A 15998-nucleotide genomic window follows, 5' to 3' on the forward strand; every position below is an offset into this window, starting at 1 on the left:
AAGGACCGAACGAAGCGTATGAGCGATAACAACGAGACACCGAAGCGCACCCGCAAGCCCCTGGGCCTGAAGCGCGCTGTCGATGCCGGCGAGGTCAAGCAGACCTTCAGCCACGGCCGCACCAACAAGGTGGCGGTCGAGGTCAAGCGTCGCCGCAAGCTCGTGAAGCCGGGCGAGGAACCCGCGCCCACTCCCGCACCCGAGCCGGAGGCGGCTCCCGCTCCCGCGCCTGCGCCCGCTCCCGCCCCCGCCCCGGCCCCGGCGGCGAAGAAGCCTGCGCCCAGGAAGGCGCCCGCTCCCTCGGACGAGACGCCGCAGGAGCGCGTGAAGCGGCTTCAGCGCGAGGCCGAGGAAGAGCGGCTGCGGCTGGCCGAGGAGGCTCGCAAGCGCGAGGAGGAGCAGGCCAAGCAGGACGCCGAGGAAGAGAAGCGCCGGATCGAGGCCAATCGCAAGGCCGACGAGGAAGCCGAGAAGCAGCGCAGGGCCGAGGAAGAGGCTGCCGCGGAACTGGAGGCGGAAGGCGGCGTGGAACCGGCCACCCCGGCCGAGGAAGGCGGCGACGAGGGCGGCCAGCCTGCCGCGCCCTCGCCACGCAAGTTCACCCCGGTCGCCCGGCCCGAGCCCAAGCGTCCGCCCAAGGCGAAGGAAGAAAAGCCCAAGCGCGGGGGTGCGTCCACCACGCCCGATCGCGGCGACAAGCGCCGTTCGGGCAAGCTCACGGTCAACCGCGCACTGAACGAGGACGAGGGCCGCCGTGCCCGCAGTCTCGCGGCGCTGAAGCGGGCGCGCGAGAAGGAGCGGCGGGCGCAGGGCGGCGGATCGAACCAGCCGCGCGAGAAGCAGGTGCGCGACGTCGTGGTGCCCGAGGCCATCACCGTGGGCGAACTGGCCAAGCGCATGGGCGAGAAGGGCGCCGACCTGGTGAAGGAGCTGTTCAATCTCGACATGATGGTGACCGTCAACCAGACGATCGACCAGGATACCGCGGAACTGCTCGTCGAACAGTTCGGCCACAACATCCAGAAGGTGTCGGAGGCCGATGTCGACATCGACACGACCGAGGACGAGGATCCCGAGGACACGCTGCGGCCGCGGCCGCCGGTGGTGGCGGTCATGGGCCATGTCGATCACGGCAAGACCAGCCTGCTCGACGCGCTGCGCAAGACCAACGTGACGCGCGGCGAGGCGGGCGGCATCACCCAGCATATCGGCGCCTATCAGGTGACGACGAAGGACAAGTCGAAGATCACCTTCCTCGACACGCCCGGCCACGCCGCCTTTACCGAGATGCGGGCGCGCGGCGCCAACGTCACCGATATCGTGGTGCTCGTGGTGGCCGCCGACGACGGGATCATGCCGCAGACGATCGAGGCCATCAACCACGCCAAGGCGGCGCAGGTGCCGCTGATCGTGGCGATCAACAAGATCGACCGGCCCGAAGCCAACGCCCAGAAGGTGCGCGAGCGCCTGCTGGAGCACGAGGTGATCGTGGAGGAAATGTCGGGCGACGTGCTCGACGTTGAGGTATCCGCGACCAAGGGCACCGGTCTCGACGAGCTGATCGAGAAGATCGCGCTCCAGGCCGAACTGCTCGAACTCAAGGCGCGGCCCGACCGCGATGCCGAGGCGACGGTGGTGGAAGCGCAGCTCGACAAGGGCCGCGGCCCGGTGGCGACGGTGCTGATCAATCGCGGCACGCTCCGGCGCGGCGACACCTTCGTCGTGGGTACCGAGAGCGGCAAGGTGCGCGCCATCGTCGACGACCAGGGCAAGCAGATCAAGGAAGCCGGCCCGTCCATGCCGGTCGAGGTGCTCGGCCTTGGCGGCGTGCCGTCCGCCGGCGACATGCTGACCGTCGTGGAGAACGAGCAGCGCGCCCGCGAGGTGGCCGAATACCGGCAGGAAAAGGCGACCGAGAAGCGCACCGCGCTCGCCCCCAGCAGCTTCGACACGATGTTCAACAAGTCGAACGTCATCGAATGGCCGGTGGTGGTGAAGGCCGACGTGCAAGGCTCGGTCGAGGCGATCAACTCGGCGCTGCACAACCTTTCCAACGACGACATCAAGGTGCGCATCCTGCATGCGGGCGTCGGCGCCATAACGGAAACCGACGTGCAGCTCGCCGCCGCCTCGAACGCGCCGATCATCGGCTTCAACGTGCGCCCGAACGCCAAGGCGCGCGACCTGGTGAAGCGCGACAACGTGCGCATGATGTATCACGACGTGATCTATCACCTGACGGACGAGATCACGAAGGAACTGCTCGGCGAACTCGGCCCGCTCAAGGTCGAGAACGTCGTCGGCCGCGCCGAGGTCAAGCAGGTGTTCCCCGCCGGCAAGCGCGACAAGGCCGCCGGTCTGCTGGTGGAGGAAGGCGTCATCCGCAAGGGCCTGCACGCCCGTCTCACGCGCGAGGACGTCATCGTCTCGGCGACCGTCATCCAGTCGCTCAGGCGCTTCAAGGACGACGTGGACGAGGTCCGCGCGGGGCTGGAATGCGGCGTCGTGCTGGAGGACACCAACGACATTCGCGCCGGCGACCAGCTGGAGGTGTTCGAGGTGACAGAGCAGGAACGCACGCTGTGACGAGCGCGCCCCTTCCGCCTGCGGGAGGGGCGTGAGGCGTGGCCGGACAGCACCTCTCGCCATCCTGGCCCAGCGCGCGGACGATGGGCGCGCAGTTCGTCTCCCACGACGAGGCGAGCGGGACGGTGGAAATGGCCTTCACCCCGCCAGACGGCTTCGCCAACATGCGCGGCAGCGTGCAGGGCGGGCTGCTGGCCGGTCCGATGGACGAGGCGATGGGCGCCGCCGTCTACCTCGCCACCGGGGGCAAGCTGCAACTGACCCTCGACATCAATCTCTCGCTCCTGCGGCCCGTCGCGATGGAACGGTTCACGGTGAAGGCGCGCGCGGTCCGGTCGGGGCGCAAGGTGACGTTCGTGGAAGCCGAACTGTTCGATCACGAGGGCAAGCTGTCCGCCCGCGCGACCGCGACCACGCTGGTGACGGGGTGGCCGGGCGAGAGCCAGGGTGGAGCCGGGGACAAGGGGCGGGGCGCATGACCCGCCGCGTCGCCCTGCTCGGGTCCATCAATGTCGGCGGCAACCGCGTCGCGATGGCCGATCTGAAGGCCGCCTTCGCCGCTGACGGCTTCGCCGGCATCGCCACCGTCGCGGCAAGCGGCAACGTCGTGTTCGAGGCGGGGGAGGAGCCGGACGCCGCCCTCGCGAGCCGGATCGCCGATCTGGTGAAGGACAACACCGGCATCGACACCTTCGCCGCCGTCCGCACGCGCGAGGAGCTGGCCCGCGCCCTATCGGACAGTCCCTTCGCCGCCGGCGGGGCGGACAACATGGTGCATGTCATGTTCCTCGAAGCCCAGCCCGACGCCGCCGCTTTCGCAAGGCTGGCGGCCGACCACGCCGGCCGCGGCCCGGAAAGGCTCGCCCCCGGCGACCGCGCGCTGCATATGGACTACGTGGATGGCGTCGCCGGTTCGAAACTCACCAGGGATTTCATCGAGCGCCGCCTCGGCTGCCGGGGCACGGCGCGCAACGTCCGCTCGATCCGCCGCATCATGGAGGCCATGGAACGCTGATGCCCCGCCATTCGCAGCCCGAAGACCAGTCCGTCCGCCTGCTGAAGGTGGGGGAGCGCGTGCGCCATATCCTCTCCGAACTGCTTGCGCGCGGGGAGGCGCATGACGAGGTGCTGCGCGCGCATACCATCGCCGTGACCGAGGTGCGCATGTCGCCCGACCTCAGGAACGCCAAAGTCTACGTCAAACCGCTGCTGGGCGAGGACGAGGGGCCGGTGCTGAAGGCGCTCAGGACCAACACCGCCTTCTTCCAGCGCGAGGTCGCCCAGCGCCTGGGCCTGAAATACGCGCCGAAACTGCAATTCCGCGCCGACGAGAGCTTCGACGAGGCGAGCCGGATCGAGCAATTGCTGGACGATCCGAAGGTGCGGCGCGATCTCGACGGGGAATAACCGCCGCCCGTGAAATTGCCGCCGCGACGAATGCGGCTAGGGTGGGGGCCGATGGCCAAGCTCTATTTCTACTATGCCAGCATGAATGCGGGCAAATCGACCACGCTGCTGCAGGCCGATTTCAACTACCGCGAGCGCGGCATGGCAACGATGCTGTGGACCGCCGCCATCGACACGCGCGCCGAAGCGCCCATCGCCAGCCGCATCGGGCTTGAGGCGGAGGCCAACCGCTACACGCCGGGTACGAACCTGTGGCGGCAGGTGATGGATCGTCACGGCGCGCAGTCGCTCGCCTGCGTGCTGGTGGACGAGGCGCAGTTCCTCACCGCCACGCAGGTCTGGCAATGCGCGCGGCTGGCGGACGAGGCCGACATTCCCGTGCTGTGCTACGGCCTCAGGACCGATTTTCGCGGCGACCTCTTCCCCGGCTCCGCCGTCCTGCTGGGCATCGCGGACGCACTGATCGAGCTGAAGGCGGTATGCCACTGCGGGCGCAAGGCCACGATGAACCTGCGCGTCGACGCCAGCGGCAAGGCGGTCGGCGAAGGCGCCCAGACCGAGATCGGCGGCAACGAACGCTACGTCGCGCTATGCCGCCGCCATTTCAGCGAGGCGCTGGGGATGTGGGGGTGATGGGTGAAGGCGACCTTCTGCCTCTCCCCGACCCGCTCATCCTGAACTTGTCGAAGGATTGCCCTTGTTTACGGCAGTCGCATTTCGGCGAGAGGCTCGGAATGCGGAGATGATTTGCTGGGACAGAGGGCTGGATACCTGACGTTCCGCTGACGACCCTAATTGCGGTCATGCGCCAGCGGTTTGTCCGCGCCCAAAAGCCGCAGCCTCCAGACGCTCGATAAGTCTAAAACCGACATATTCGTTTTTTTTGAAGAGAGGACGAAAATCCCGAGCCCATTTTGGGCGCGAACCAGAAGCTAGTTCTGAGCGGTAATAGACATTCCAGTAGCTCGTCACGCGGCGCTTCGTCGTCTGCCAATAGCCTGAATTCTGAGCTATATAACTCCCCAGCGTTTGAGCATTCTCGGGCGTTAATGCTGCCGCGATGTCATCGAGAATTTGGACGATATACTCTCCAATGAGAGCGACTATGAAGGGTGCGCCCCAAGGTTCTAAGTCATTGAGTAGGTCACGGGCAGCGCGCTGGCGCTGGAACCCATCGTTACTGCGGGTTTGCAAAGCCCGCGCAAATCTCCACGCGTCGTTTGTTCGATCTAGTGGTGGAAGTTCGGAGGCGAAGTGCAAGCGCGCGGGGATTAAGACAGATTGGTCCTCAACCCTCACTGCAAACCGTTCCGTCCATTGACGTGCAGTAAGAAGATGTGCTGCTGCCTCACTGCCTCGGACGGAATTGGGACGGTGTCTCGATGGAAATGCCTCAGCGAGAAGCGGTCCATCGATTTGAGTCAGCATCTCTCGTTCAGTCACAGAACCAGCTTACATCGGTTGTGATCGTCCGCAATTGGCTTTCGTCGCTGCATAGCAGACAGTCCGTTTTCCACCCCGTTTCCGGACGTCCGATCCAGTATTGCCAGTCTCCAGAACCTGACGTCCCGCCATCCCTCAAAACACCCCCATCGCCAGTCCCGCCGCCAGCGTCGCGCCGATCTCTCGCGCCCGCGACAGTTCCGCTTCCGCAATCGTCTTGTCCGCCAGTATCTCTTCCCTCGTCTGCGCCGCGACGTTGACGATGATCGTGTCCGCCACCCGCTTCAGGCGCCAGCCGGTGCAGATGCGTTCGAGTTGCTGCTTCGCGTTCGCGCCGTCCGATCCGGCGCAGATCATCGCGGCGTAGGGGCGGCCCTCGATCTGCCCCAGCACCTCGTAATAGGTGCGATCGAAAAACGCTTTCATCACGCCCGCTATGGCGGCAAGGTTCTCGGGACAGGCGAAGATGTATCCGTCCGCCCTCAGCAGGTCTTCGGCCCGCGCCTCCTGCGCCGGCAGGCAGCGAATGGCGAGGTCGCCGGCGTCCTGCGCCGCCTTCGCCGCCGCCGCGCGCGCCGCCTCGGCCAGCTGGCGACTGCCGCCGGTGCGCGAATACCAGACGATGAGGAGGGCGGGGCTCATGTCCGCAGTCTAGGCGTTGCGCCCTTTCCTACAAGGTCGGCGCGCCTCATGGTCGCGGCGGCTCTTTCAAACCGTCAGTCCCCCGTCCGATTTTTCCCATCGCGCAGGTGTCAACTTCGCGATTGCCCGCAATAATGCTTGCCGAACAAGGCGATGCGCCCGATCGGCCAGGCTGACACGGTGTCAACTTCGTCACCCGCCGTTCGCTGCGGCGGGAACCTCTGCGAACACGCTCGCGCCCGGTCCCGGCAGCAGGTCGAGCACCACCCAGCCCACGGTCAGCGCCATGCCGGCCACCAGGATGCCGGCGCAGTACGGCAGCATGGTCGCGGTCAGGCTGCCGAGGCCGTAATCCTTGACCCAGCGCTGGCAGAACACCAGCACCAGCGGGAAATAGGGCAGGAGCGGCGTGACGATGTTGGTCGCGCTGTCGCCCACGCGATAGGCCGCGGTGGTCATTTCCGGCGAGATGCCCAGCAGCATCAGCATCGGCACCACGACCGGCCCCAGCACCGCCCACTTGGCGCTCGCCGAACCGATGACGATGTTGAGCAACGCGCCGAATATGAGCACGGCTGCCAGCATCGCCCAGGCGGGCAGGCCGCTGGCGCGCAGCGCGTCCGCCCCGTCCACCGCCAGCACGATCCCCATGTTGGACCAGCCGAACATCACCACGAAATGCGCGGCGACGAAGACCAGTACCATGTAATAGGCCATGTCCTTCATCGCTCCCGCCATCATCTCCACCAGGTCGCGGTGATCGGCGATGGTGCCCGCCGCCTTGCCGTAGGCCCATCCGGGCAGCAGGAAGACGAGCAGGAAGAACGGCAGCAGGCTCCGGTAGAAGGGGGTCAGCCGCCCCTCCGGCGGGGCCGCGGCATCGATCAGCGGCGCACCGGGGAGCAGGGTCAGCGCGGCCCACACCGCCACGAGCGCCAGCACGGCCAGGCCGGCGCGGCGCAGCCCCCGGCGCTGGCGGTCCGCCGGCGGTTCGGGCGCCGTATCGTCGGTGAGGGCATCGGCGGCGTCGGCGGGCGCGGCGGCGGGCGAGTATGGGCCCAGCTTCGGCTCCACGATGCGGTCGGTCACGTACCAGATCACCGGCATGTAGCAGACGGTCATCGCGGCGATGAAATACCAGTTTCCGGCGATGTTGGCGGTCCAGCCGGCGAACACGGTCCTGACGCTCGCCTCGGTGATGCCCAGCAGCAGCGCGTCGAGCTGCCCGGGCAGGAGGTTGGCGGAAAAGCCGCCCGACACGCCGGCGAAGCTCGCCACGATACCTGTCAGCGGATGGCGCCCGGCGGCGTGGTAGATGATTCCCGCCAGCGGGATCAGCACCACGAAGGCGGCATCGGCGGCGTGATTGCCCAGCATCGAGACGAGCGCCACCGCCGGCGTCAGCAGCGGGCGGGGCACGCGCGCCATGCTCGCCTGCATGGCGGTGGCGAACAGGCCGGAACGCTCCGCCACGCCCGCGCCGAGCATCACGGTAAGGACGTAGCCCAGCGGCGGGAAATGGGTGAAGGTCTCGGGCACCTCGGTCAGCAGGCGGCGGATGTTCGCGGCGCTTAGCAGGCTTTCCACCGCGATCACCCGGTGGGCGCCGGTTGCGGGGTCGATCTCCACCGGATGCGCTGCGGACCAGCCGCTCGCCGCGGCGATCACGCTGATCAGGACGAGGGCGAGGATGAACCAGAGGAACAGGAAGACAGGGTCGGGCAGGCGGTTGCCGGTCCGCTCCACCCAGCCGAGAAAGCCGGTCTGTTCCGGAACGCCGCCAGCCGCCGATGTCGCCCCTGCTTGTGCCGCCATGCCGATCCCCTCGCTGCCTGTCCGCAGGCCGCAGCATGGCCGCAAGCATCGCTCTTTACCAGTGCCCGCGCGCACCCCATCTAGGGCGGCCATGACCGAAACGCTGCTGCTCGCCCTGATCCTGGTCCCCTGCCTGGTGGTGGCCATCGTCTTTCACGAGGTTGCCCACGGCTGGGCCGCGCTGGCACTGGGCGATCCCACCGCGAAGGAGAAGCGCCGCCTGTCACTGAACCCGGTGCGCCACGTCGATCCGGTCGGCACGCTGGTGGTGCCGGGCGCGCTGGCGCTGTTCGGCGGCCCGATCTTCGGCTGGGCCAAGCCGGTACCGGTGCGACAGGACCGGCTCGACAACCCGCGCTTCGGCATGATGGCGGTCGCCGCCGCCGGCCCTGCGACCAATCTCGCGCTGGCGCTTGCCGGAGCGACGCTGGCGGGGCTCGTCGCCGGGTTTGCCTTTCCTGGCGAGCCGCCCGCGATCGTGATGACGGCCATGGGCTATTTCGTGCTCATCAACGTCTTCCTGGCGCTGTTCAACCTGCTCCCGATCCCGCCTTTCGACGGCTCGCACATCGTCGGCGGACTGCTTCCCCGGCGCTACGCCCGCCACTGGCAGCGGGCGCAGGCGATGGGCATGGCGCTCATTTTCGTGCTGATCGCGTTGACCTGGGCCTTTCCCGGCAGCGGCGTGGTGGAGAGCGTCGTGCTTCCCCCGGTCCTGTGGATGCAGAACCTCTATTTCACCTACGCCGACGCGGTCGCGCAGCTGGTGGCGGGATGAGCGATGATCGCGCCAAACCCCACGGCTGGCTGATCCTCGACAAGCCGCCGGGCCTCGGCTCGACGCAAGCGGTCGGCGCGGTGAAGCGCAATCTGCGCGAAGGCGGCTATCCGAAGGTCAAGGTGGGCCACGGCGGCACGCTCGATCCGCTGGCCGAAGGGGTGCTGCCGATCGCACTGGGAGAGGCGACTAAGCTGTCGGGCCGGATGCTGGACAGCGACAAGACATATGAATTCAGCGTGCAATTTGGGGAGGAGACCGACACTCTGGACGCCGAAGGTGAAGTCGTCGCCCGCTCTGACAATCGCCCGCCGCGCGCCGCCATTGCCGCAGTCTGCGAGCATTTCACCGGCAAGATAGAGCAGGTGCCGCCCCGATATTCCGCGCTGAAGGTGGATGGCAGGCGCGCCTACGACCTTGCCCGGTCGGGAGAGGAGGTGGATCTGGAAAAGCGGGCGATCACCGTCCATTCGCTCGATCTGCTTGGCGGCGGGGCGGACGAGCGCGTTTCCTCCACCTTCGCCACGACGCTGGGGCGACCGGACCCGTATGACCCCCAGGCTCCGCTCGAACTGGCCGAGACTGCAACGTTTGTCGCCCGCGTCAGCAAGGGCACCTATATCCGATCGCTGGCACGGGACATCGCGCACGCTCTTGGAACGGTGGGCCATGTCACCTACCTCAGACGCACGAAGGCCGGCCCGTTCGACGAGCAACGGGCGATTTCGCTGGACTTGCTGAATGAAATCGGCAAGGGCGCGCCACTTCGAGACATCATCCTGCCGCTGGAGGCGGGGCTGGACGGTATCCCGGCCCTCACCCTCGACCCGGAGAGCGAGCAGGCGGTCCGCCAGGGCCGTGTCGTTTCCGGATTGCCCCATGCCGACGGGCTCTGGTTCGCGACGTCGGAACGCGATGTTCCGGTGGCGCTCATCCAGCTGACCGGCGGCGCGACGAAGATCGTCAGGGGCTTCAACGTCTGAAAGGATACCGCGAAAGGTGAATGCGCATGTCGGTTACCGCCGAGAAGAAACAGGAAATCATCAAGGATAACGCCACCGCGAAGGGCGATACCGGCTCCCCCGAGGTGCAGGTCGCCATCCTGACCGAGCGTATCCGCAACCTGACCGAGCATTTCAAGGACCACCACAAGGACAACCATTCGCGTCGTGGCCTGCTCAAGATGGTCAACAAGCGTCGCAGCCTGCTGGCCTATCTCAAGAAGACGGACCTGCAGCGCTACAACGCGCTGATCCAGAAGCTGGGTCTTCGCAAATAACGAGTTTCGCAGGAAGGCGGCTCTTTCTCGAAAGGGTCGCCTTTCTCGCATCTGGGGCGCGGTGGCATCCGGCTGCCGGCCTTTGGGGCATACGCAAACGCCCCGCACCGGACCGGGACGGACTACCCGGCACAAAGAGGCCCCGCGCGGCAATGTGGCCCCGCGGGTTCAGAAGGAAAATCAATGTTCGACACAAAAACCGTATCGATAGAGTGGGGCGGAAAGACCCTCACCCTCGAAACCGGCCGCATCGCCCGTCAGGCTGACGGTGCCGTGCTGGCAACCTATGGCGAAACCGTGGTGCTGTGCGCCGTGACCGCCGCGCGCAGTGTGAAGGAAGGCCAGGACTTCTTCCCGCTCACCGTCCATTACCAGGAAAAATTCTCCGCCGCGGGCCGTATCCCGGGCGGCTTCTTCAAGCGCGAAGGCCGCGCCACGGAGAAGGAAACGCTGACCTCCCGCCTGATCGACCGCCCGGTGCGGCCGCTTTTCCCGGAAGGGTTCTACAACGAGATCAACGTGATCGCGCAGGTGCTGTCCTATGACGGCGAGACCGAGCCCGATATCGTCGCGATGATCGCCGCCTCCGCCGCGCTGACCATTTCCGGCGTGCCGTTCATGGGTCCGATTGGCGCCGCGCGCGTCGGTTTCCGGGGCGGCGAATACGAACTCAACCCCTCGCTTTCCAGCGCGCTCGATGAGGAAGGCCGCCTCGACCTGGTCGTCGCCGCCACGCAGGACGCGGTGATGATGGTGGAGTCCGAGGCGAAGGAACTGACCGAGGAAGAAATGCTCGGCGCAGTGATGTTCGCGCACGAGGAAAGCCGCAAGGTCATCGGTGCGATCATCGACCTCGCCGAGCAGGCCGCCAAGGAACCGTGGGAACTCGACAAGGTGGAGGACAAGTCCGCCAAGCTCGAGGAACTGCGCGGCGTCATCGGCGACGACCTCGCCGCCGCCTACAAGATCACCGACAAGGGTGAGCGGCAGGATGCGGTCAATGCCGCGCGCACCAGGGCGCGCGAACACTACGCCGAACTGGAGCAGAGCGATACGGCCGAGTACATGGGCCGCCTGAAGCTGGTGAAGAAGCTGGAGAGCGACATCGTGCGCAAGGCCATCCTGAAGGACGGTCAGCGCATCGACGGTCGCAAGACCGACGAGGTTCGCCCGATCGAGGCGATGGTCGGCCTGCTGCCCCGCACGCACGGTTCCGCGCTGTTCACCCGCGGCGAGACGCAGGCGATCTGCACCACGACGCTCGGCACCAAGGACGCCGAGCAGATGATCGACGGGCTGGAAGGCCTGTCCTACAACCACTTCATGCTGCACTACAACTTCCCGCCATACTCGGTGGGCGAGGTTGGCCGCTTCGGCTTCACCAGCCGCCGCGAAACGGGCCACGGCAAGCTGGCCTGGCGCGCGCTGCACCCGGTGCTGCCGAGCCATGAGGACTTCCCCTATACCATCCGTATCCTGTCCGACATCACGGAGAGCAACGGCTCGTCCTCGATGGCGACGGTGTGCGGCGGGTGCCTGTCGATGATGGATGCCGGCGTGCCCGTGGCCCGTCCCGTCAGCGGCATCGCGATGGGCCTGATCCTGGAAGGTGACGACTTCACCGTGCTGTCCGACATCCTGGGTGACGAGGATCACCTGGGCGACATGGACTTCAAGGTGGCCGGCTCCGAACAGGGCATCACCAGCCTGCAGATGGACATCAAGGTTGCCGGCATCACCAAGGAGATCATGCAGACCGCGCTGGAGCAGGCAAAGGCCGGCCGTGCGCACATCCTCGGCGAGATGCAGAAGGCGCTGGGTTCGGCGCGCGGCGAGGTGTCCAAGCACGCTCCGCGCATTGAGACCATGCAGATCGACAAGTCGAAGATCCGCGACGTCATCGGCACCGGCGGCAAGGTCATCCGCGAGATCGTTGCCGAAACCGGTGCCAAGGTCGACATCGACGACGAGGGCGTCATCAAGATCTCGTCCTCCAACGCCGACGAAATCGAGGCCGCGAAGAAGTGGATCGAGGGCATCGTCGAGGAGGCCGAGGTCGGCAAGATCTATACCGGCAAGGTCGTCAACATCGTCGATTTCGGTGCGTTCGTGAACTTCATGGGCGGCAAGGACGGTCTGGTCCACGTCTCCGAAATGAAGAACGAGCGGGTCGAGAAGCCGACCGACGTTGTTTCCGAAGGCCAGGAAGTGAAGGTCAAGGTGCTCGAGATCGACAATCGCGGCAAGGTTCGCCTGTCGATGCGGGTCGTCGATCAGGAAACCGGCGAGGAACTGGAGGACACCCGTCCTCCGCGCGAACCGCGCGGTGATCGCGGCGGCCGGGGTGGCGGCGATCGTCGCGGGCCGCGTGGCGGCGGCGGTCGTGGCGGTGATCGCGGCGGACGCGGCGGTGGCCGTGGCCGGGACCGCGATGGCGGCAACGACCGTGGCGGAGACGGCGGCGGTGACGACCACATGCCCGCCTTCCTGAAGGACGATTGAGACCAGGCAGGGGCCGGTTCGCCGGTCCCGCCTCGCACGAAAAGGGCCGCGGCCGGCATGTGCCAGCCGCGGCCCTTTCGTGTTCGATTGCGGTTCTCAGCCGGTGACGACGCCGCGCACCGGATCGTCCACCTTGATCGCTTCCTTCTCCGCCTTCAGGTCGTTCTTGAGCGTTGCCATGTCGATGACGTGCCGGAACTTCACGTCTTCCTTCTTCATGCGCTTGAACGCCTTCTGGATATCGCGCATCTCGATCAGCTCGGTGACGGGGCGGATATCGTGTTCGGCGCACATCTCCAGAACCTCGCGCGTATCGGCGATCCCGCCGATCAGCGATCCGGCGACGCCAACGTGGTTGAACACCATCGTGGCGGTGTCGAGATCGTCGAAGCCGAGGAAATTGCCGACCACCGCGATCGTGCCCTTCTCCTTCACCAGCGCGATATAGGGGTTGAGGTCGTGCTTGTAGGGTATGGTGTTGACGATGAGGTCCATGGACTTGGCGTGCTTTTCCAGCGCGTCCTTGTCCTTCATCACGATCACCTCGTCGGCGCCGAGCACCTCAGCGGCGGGCTTCTTGCCCTTGCTGGTGGTGAGCGCGATGACCTTTGCCCCCATCGCCTTGCCGATCTGGATCGCCATATGTCCCAGGCCGCCGATCCCGGCAACGCCAAGCACCTGCCCTTCCTTCAGGCCGAAATATTTCATCGGCTGGTAAGTGGTGATGCCCGCGCACAGGATCGGGGCCGCGTCGCGCGGATCGATCTTGTCGGGGATGGCCAGCACGAATTCCTCGCGCACGATGATCGCGGTGGAATAGCCGCCATAGGTATTGGTCCCATCGGGCTTCTTCGGACCGTTATAGGTCAGCGTGACGCTGCGCGGACCGGTGCAGTATTGTTCTTCGCCCATTCTGCACTGCTCGCATTCCTGACACGAATTGACCATGCAGCCGACACCTACGGTATCGCCGACGGAGAACTTCGACACCCCTTCTCCGACATGCGTCACGGTGCCGACGATCTCGTGACCGGGGATGCATGGCCAGACCGTATTACCCCAGTCGTCGTTCACCTGGTGCAGATCCGAATGGCATACACCGCAGTGGGTTATGTCGATGGCAACCTCGCCGGCGCGCGGATTCTGGCGGTCGAAAATCATGGGGACCAGATCCTTGCCGGCCTTCTTCGCGCCGAAACCGATGACTTGCATGGGGGAATTCTCCTGTCTTTCTTGCTTAGACAAGGGATGAACCGGCACGGCGGTTCCGCGTCGATTGGCGCTGGCGGGGCCGGGTGGTAATGGCGTAGGGAGAAGCGATGCTTCCCCGCGTTCCCCTTGCAACTGCTATCGTCGAAGGCGGAGAGACGCTGGAACTCGTCAGCCACGGGCGCGACTTCATCATCATGCTCGGCCGCAACGAACTGATGAGCAGCCGGATGCAGTATTCCGAAGAACAACTGGCCGACCTGACGCTGGACCGATTGGGGCGAGAGAACGCGCGCGTGCTGATTGGCGGTTACGGCATGGGCTTCACCCTGCGCGCGGCGCTTGCCCGCCTCGGCGATGGGGGGCAGGTCGTGGTCGCGGAGATCGTGCCCGACATCCTCGACTGGGCGAGAGGGCCGATGGCGCATCTGACGGGCGATAGCCTTAGTGACAGGCGCTTGACGGTGAAGCTGGGCGACGTTGCCGCATTGATTGACGATGCGGCGGATGGCACCGCCGCGCCATACGATGCGATCCTGCTCGACGTCGATAATGGCCCCGATGCCATCGTCCGACCGGAAAATACGCGGCTCTACGCCTTTCCCGGGCTGCGATCGGCCAAGGCTGCCCTGAAGCCGGAAGGCATAATGGCAATCTGGTCTGCCGCGCCCGACCCGCGGTTTGCCAGGCGGCTGGAAAAGGCGGGGTTCGCAGTGGAAGAGCGCATCGTGCGCGCCCGCCCGAACAACAAGGGGCCGCGCCATACCATCTGGTTTGCGCGCCGGCCCTGAACCTTGTCCGTTTCAGCCGCGATGAACGCGCATCGGGCCGAGAAAGTCCTGCTTCCCGATCTTGAGTCCCAGATGGCGCAGCAGCGCGTAGGCGGCGGTGGCGTGGAAATACAGGTTCGGCTGAGAGAAACTGAGCAGAAAGTTATCGGCGGTGAAGGGAAGGTCGACGCCCTTGCTCGGCATCCTGAAATGCATCTCCTGACCGATGAAGCTTTCGATTTCTCCCTGCGATAGCGCTTTCAGCGTATTCTCTGCCGCACCAAGTTTCAGACGCATGGTTTCCAGCTCCTGCGGAGGCTCTTCCATGTCAGGCTGAAATTCGCCCTTGCGGACACCCTCGATCGCCCCGACGGAATGCACCACCATGCTCTTGATCTGGTAGGCGAATGGCAACATGTCGTCCGCCAGTCGGGCCTGGGCGATCTCCTCCTCCGACAGGTCGCAGGCCTTCGCCTTCTCGATCCAGCCCTGTCCGGCAGCGAGCATCTGGATCATCGAGGGAATGGTGGCCTGGTAGAGCGAGAAGGTCATGGGAAGTGGGTTCCTCTTGTCAGTTGCAGGGGCGCCCTGCGCTCCCTTGCGTTCCGCAATTGCCACCTGCGCGGGCCGGGCGCAAGCGCCGGTCGGGATGACCACGGCCAGCCGGTTTCGACACAAAAGGCCCGCCCCTTGCGAAAAGGGGCGGACCTTCATTGCCTCGTGATCGCGCAGGTCTAGCGCACGCGCGGCCCGCCAAAGGGCAGGGGCGGAGGGGGACGGCGCGCGCCGCGGGGCAGCTGCGCCTGGTAGGCCCGCCCGCAATGTTCGACGCAATAGGGGAAGCCGGGATTCACCTTGTCCCCGCAGAAATGGAAGTCCGGTTCACCCGGGTGCCCCATCGGCCAGCGACAGACGCGGTCGTTGAGATCGAGAAGGCTGGTCTTGTCGGCGATCTCCGGGCTGGGCTTGGCCGGGACGAGCCGCCGCGGCGGGGCGGGCGGAATCGGCGGCTGCTGATCGCCCGGTCCCTGTCGCAGGAAACCGCCGGGGCCGTAGGATACGATCTTGGGCAGGTCAGGCCGCTTTTCTGGATTGGGCTGAACATTGCCGTCCTGCGTTTTCGCGGCAGCCGGCTTGGCCGCGGTGCCCTCGGACGTGTCCGCGGCCTGTTGCGACGCAGGGGCCGCCGCGGCACCGCGCGGCTTCGCCTTGGGAGCGGCGGGCTTGGGCGAGGGCGCGGGGGCCGCGCTCTTCTTCTTGCCGTCAGCCTTCTTCTCGTTGGCCTTCACGGGGCTCGGCCGCGCCTTGAGGCCGAGGCGGTGCGCCTTGCCGATCACCGCATTGCGCGACACGCCGCCCAGTTCGTCGGCAATCTGACTGGCGGTCGATCCGCCTTCCCACATCTTGGTCAGCGTCGCGATGCGTTCTTCGGTCCAGCTCATAAATGTCTCAGTCCAGTTGTCGTGTCTTCGCTTGCCAGCCCGCCTGTCGGCGGATAGTCGCGGCCCCATGCCCGAGCAAAGCCCGACTGACCAGCGCGGATCCGGCGCGAACGCCGATTCCCACG

16 protein-coding genes are annotated in these 15998 nt (G+C 66.1%); 10 read left to right on the top strand and 6 right to left on the bottom strand.

Features of this window, described 5'->3' with window-relative positions:
* Positions 1-18 precede the first annotated feature (18 nt).
* Genes infB through EG799_RS11255 form a run of 5 tightly spaced genes read left to right on the top strand, consistent with a single transcriptional unit; the run spans position 19 to position 4626 of the window.
* The gene (gene infB, locus EG799_RS11235; protein WP_123881233.1) at positions 19-2586 is read left to right on the top strand and encodes a translation initiation factor IF-2; all 2568 of its coding nucleotides are present in this window, start codon (positions 19-21) and stop codon (positions 2584-2586) included.
* 38 nt (positions 2587-2624) lie between these two features.
* Complete coding sequence (locus EG799_RS11240; RefSeq protein WP_234029136.1) at positions 2625-3065, top strand: PaaI family thioesterase; 441 nt, start codon at positions 2625-2627, stop codon at positions 3063-3065.
* On the top strand, positions 3062-3601 hold the full coding sequence (locus EG799_RS11245; protein WP_123881235.1) for a DUF1697 domain-containing protein: 540 nt from the start codon (positions 3062-3064) through the stop codon (positions 3599-3601). The genes EG799_RS11240 and EG799_RS11245 overlap by 4 nt, the downstream gene beginning before the upstream one ends.
* Positions 3601-3993, top strand: coding sequence for a 30S ribosome-binding factor RbfA (gene rbfA / locus EG799_RS11250; RefSeq protein ID WP_123881237.1), 393 nt, complete (start codon positions 3601-3603; stop codon positions 3991-3993). Before EG799_RS11245 ends, rbfA begins: the two co-directional genes overlap by 1 nt.
* 51 nt (positions 3994-4044) lie before the next feature.
* Positions 4045-4626 (top strand): thymidine kinase, encoded by a 582-nt coding sequence (locus tag EG799_RS11255; RefSeq protein WP_123881239.1) that lies wholly within the window; start codon positions 4045-4047, stop codon positions 4624-4626.
* 168 nt (positions 4627-4794) lie between these two features.
* Here EG799_RS11255 and EG799_RS11260 read toward each other — a convergent pair whose 3' ends face one another.
* The 3 genes from EG799_RS11260 to EG799_RS11270 form a co-directional block, all read right to left on the bottom strand.
* Complete coding sequence (locus EG799_RS11260) at positions 4795-5187, bottom strand: hypothetical protein (protein WP_123881241.1); 393 nt, start codon at positions 5185-5187, stop codon at positions 4795-4797.
* A 384-nt stretch (positions 5188-5571) separates the two neighbouring features.
* Positions 5572-6078 carry a flavodoxin family protein gene (locus EG799_RS11265; RefSeq protein ID WP_123881243.1) on the bottom strand — a complete coding sequence of 169 codons (507 nt, stop codon included), beginning with the start codon at positions 6076-6078 and terminating at the stop codon, positions 5572-5574.
* Between the two features lie 192 nt (positions 6079-6270).
* Entirely contained in the window at positions 6271-7893 is a 1623-nt protein-coding gene (locus EG799_RS11270; protein ID WP_123881245.1) for an AbgT family transporter, read from the bottom strand.
* Between the two features lie 91 nt (positions 7894-7984).
* Between EG799_RS11270 and EG799_RS11275 the strand changes: the two genes are divergently transcribed.
* The 4 genes from EG799_RS11275 (at position 7985) to pnp (ending at position 12452) form a co-directional block, all read left to right on the top strand.
* On the top strand, positions 7985-8671 hold the full coding sequence (locus tag EG799_RS11275) for a site-2 protease family protein (RefSeq protein ID WP_123881247.1): 687 nt from the start codon (positions 7985-7987) through the stop codon (positions 8669-8671).
* Positions 8668-9654, top strand: coding sequence for a tRNA pseudouridine(55) synthase TruB (gene truB / locus EG799_RS11280; protein ID WP_123881249.1), 987 nt, complete (start codon positions 8668-8670; stop codon positions 9652-9654). The genes EG799_RS11275 and truB overlap by 4 nt, the downstream gene beginning before the upstream one ends.
* Positions 9655-9680: 26 nt before the next feature.
* Positions 9681-9950 carry a 30S ribosomal protein S15 gene (gene rpsO, locus EG799_RS11285; protein WP_123881251.1) on the top strand — a complete coding sequence of 90 codons (270 nt, stop codon included), beginning with the start codon at positions 9681-9683 and terminating at the stop codon, positions 9948-9950.
* 183 nt (positions 9951-10133) lie between these two features.
* On the top strand, positions 10134-12452 hold the full coding sequence (gene pnp, locus EG799_RS11290; RefSeq protein WP_123881253.1) for a polyribonucleotide nucleotidyltransferase: 2319 nt from the start codon (positions 10134-10136) through the stop codon (positions 12450-12452).
* A 96-nt stretch (positions 12453-12548) separates the two neighbouring features.
* On the opposite strand, the gene EG799_RS11295 is transcribed toward pnp, so the two are convergent.
* Positions 12549-13664 (bottom strand): NAD(P)-dependent alcohol dehydrogenase, encoded by a 1116-nt coding sequence (locus tag EG799_RS11295; RefSeq protein ID WP_123881255.1) that lies wholly within the window; start codon positions 13662-13664, stop codon positions 12549-12551.
* A gap of 107 nt (positions 13665-13771) precedes the next feature.
* Between EG799_RS11295 and EG799_RS11300 the strand changes: the two genes are divergently transcribed.
* Positions 13772-14452, top strand: a complete 681-nt coding sequence (locus tag EG799_RS11300; protein WP_123881256.1) for a polyamine aminopropyltransferase — start codon at positions 13772-13774, stop codon at positions 14450-14452.
* Positions 14453-14464: 12 nt separating this feature from the next.
* On the opposite strand, the gene EG799_RS11305 is transcribed toward EG799_RS11300, so the two are convergent.
* Both EG799_RS11305 and EG799_RS11310 read right to left on the bottom strand, forming a co-directional pair.
* The gene (locus EG799_RS11305; protein WP_123881258.1) at positions 14465-14983 is read right to left on the bottom strand and encodes a DUF1993 domain-containing protein; all 519 of its coding nucleotides are present in this window, start codon (positions 14981-14983) and stop codon (positions 14465-14467) included.
* A gap of 182 nt (positions 14984-15165) precedes the next feature.
* Positions 15166-15873 (bottom strand): GcrA family cell cycle regulator, encoded by a 708-nt coding sequence (locus EG799_RS11310; protein WP_123881261.1) that lies wholly within the window; start codon positions 15871-15873, stop codon positions 15166-15168.
* Positions 15874-15998 lie beyond the last annotated feature (125 nt).

Source organism: Aurantiacibacter spongiae, assembly GCF_003815535.1.
Classification (GTDB): Bacteria; Pseudomonadota; Alphaproteobacteria; order Sphingomonadales; family Sphingomonadaceae; genus Alteraurantiacibacter; species Alteraurantiacibacter spongiae.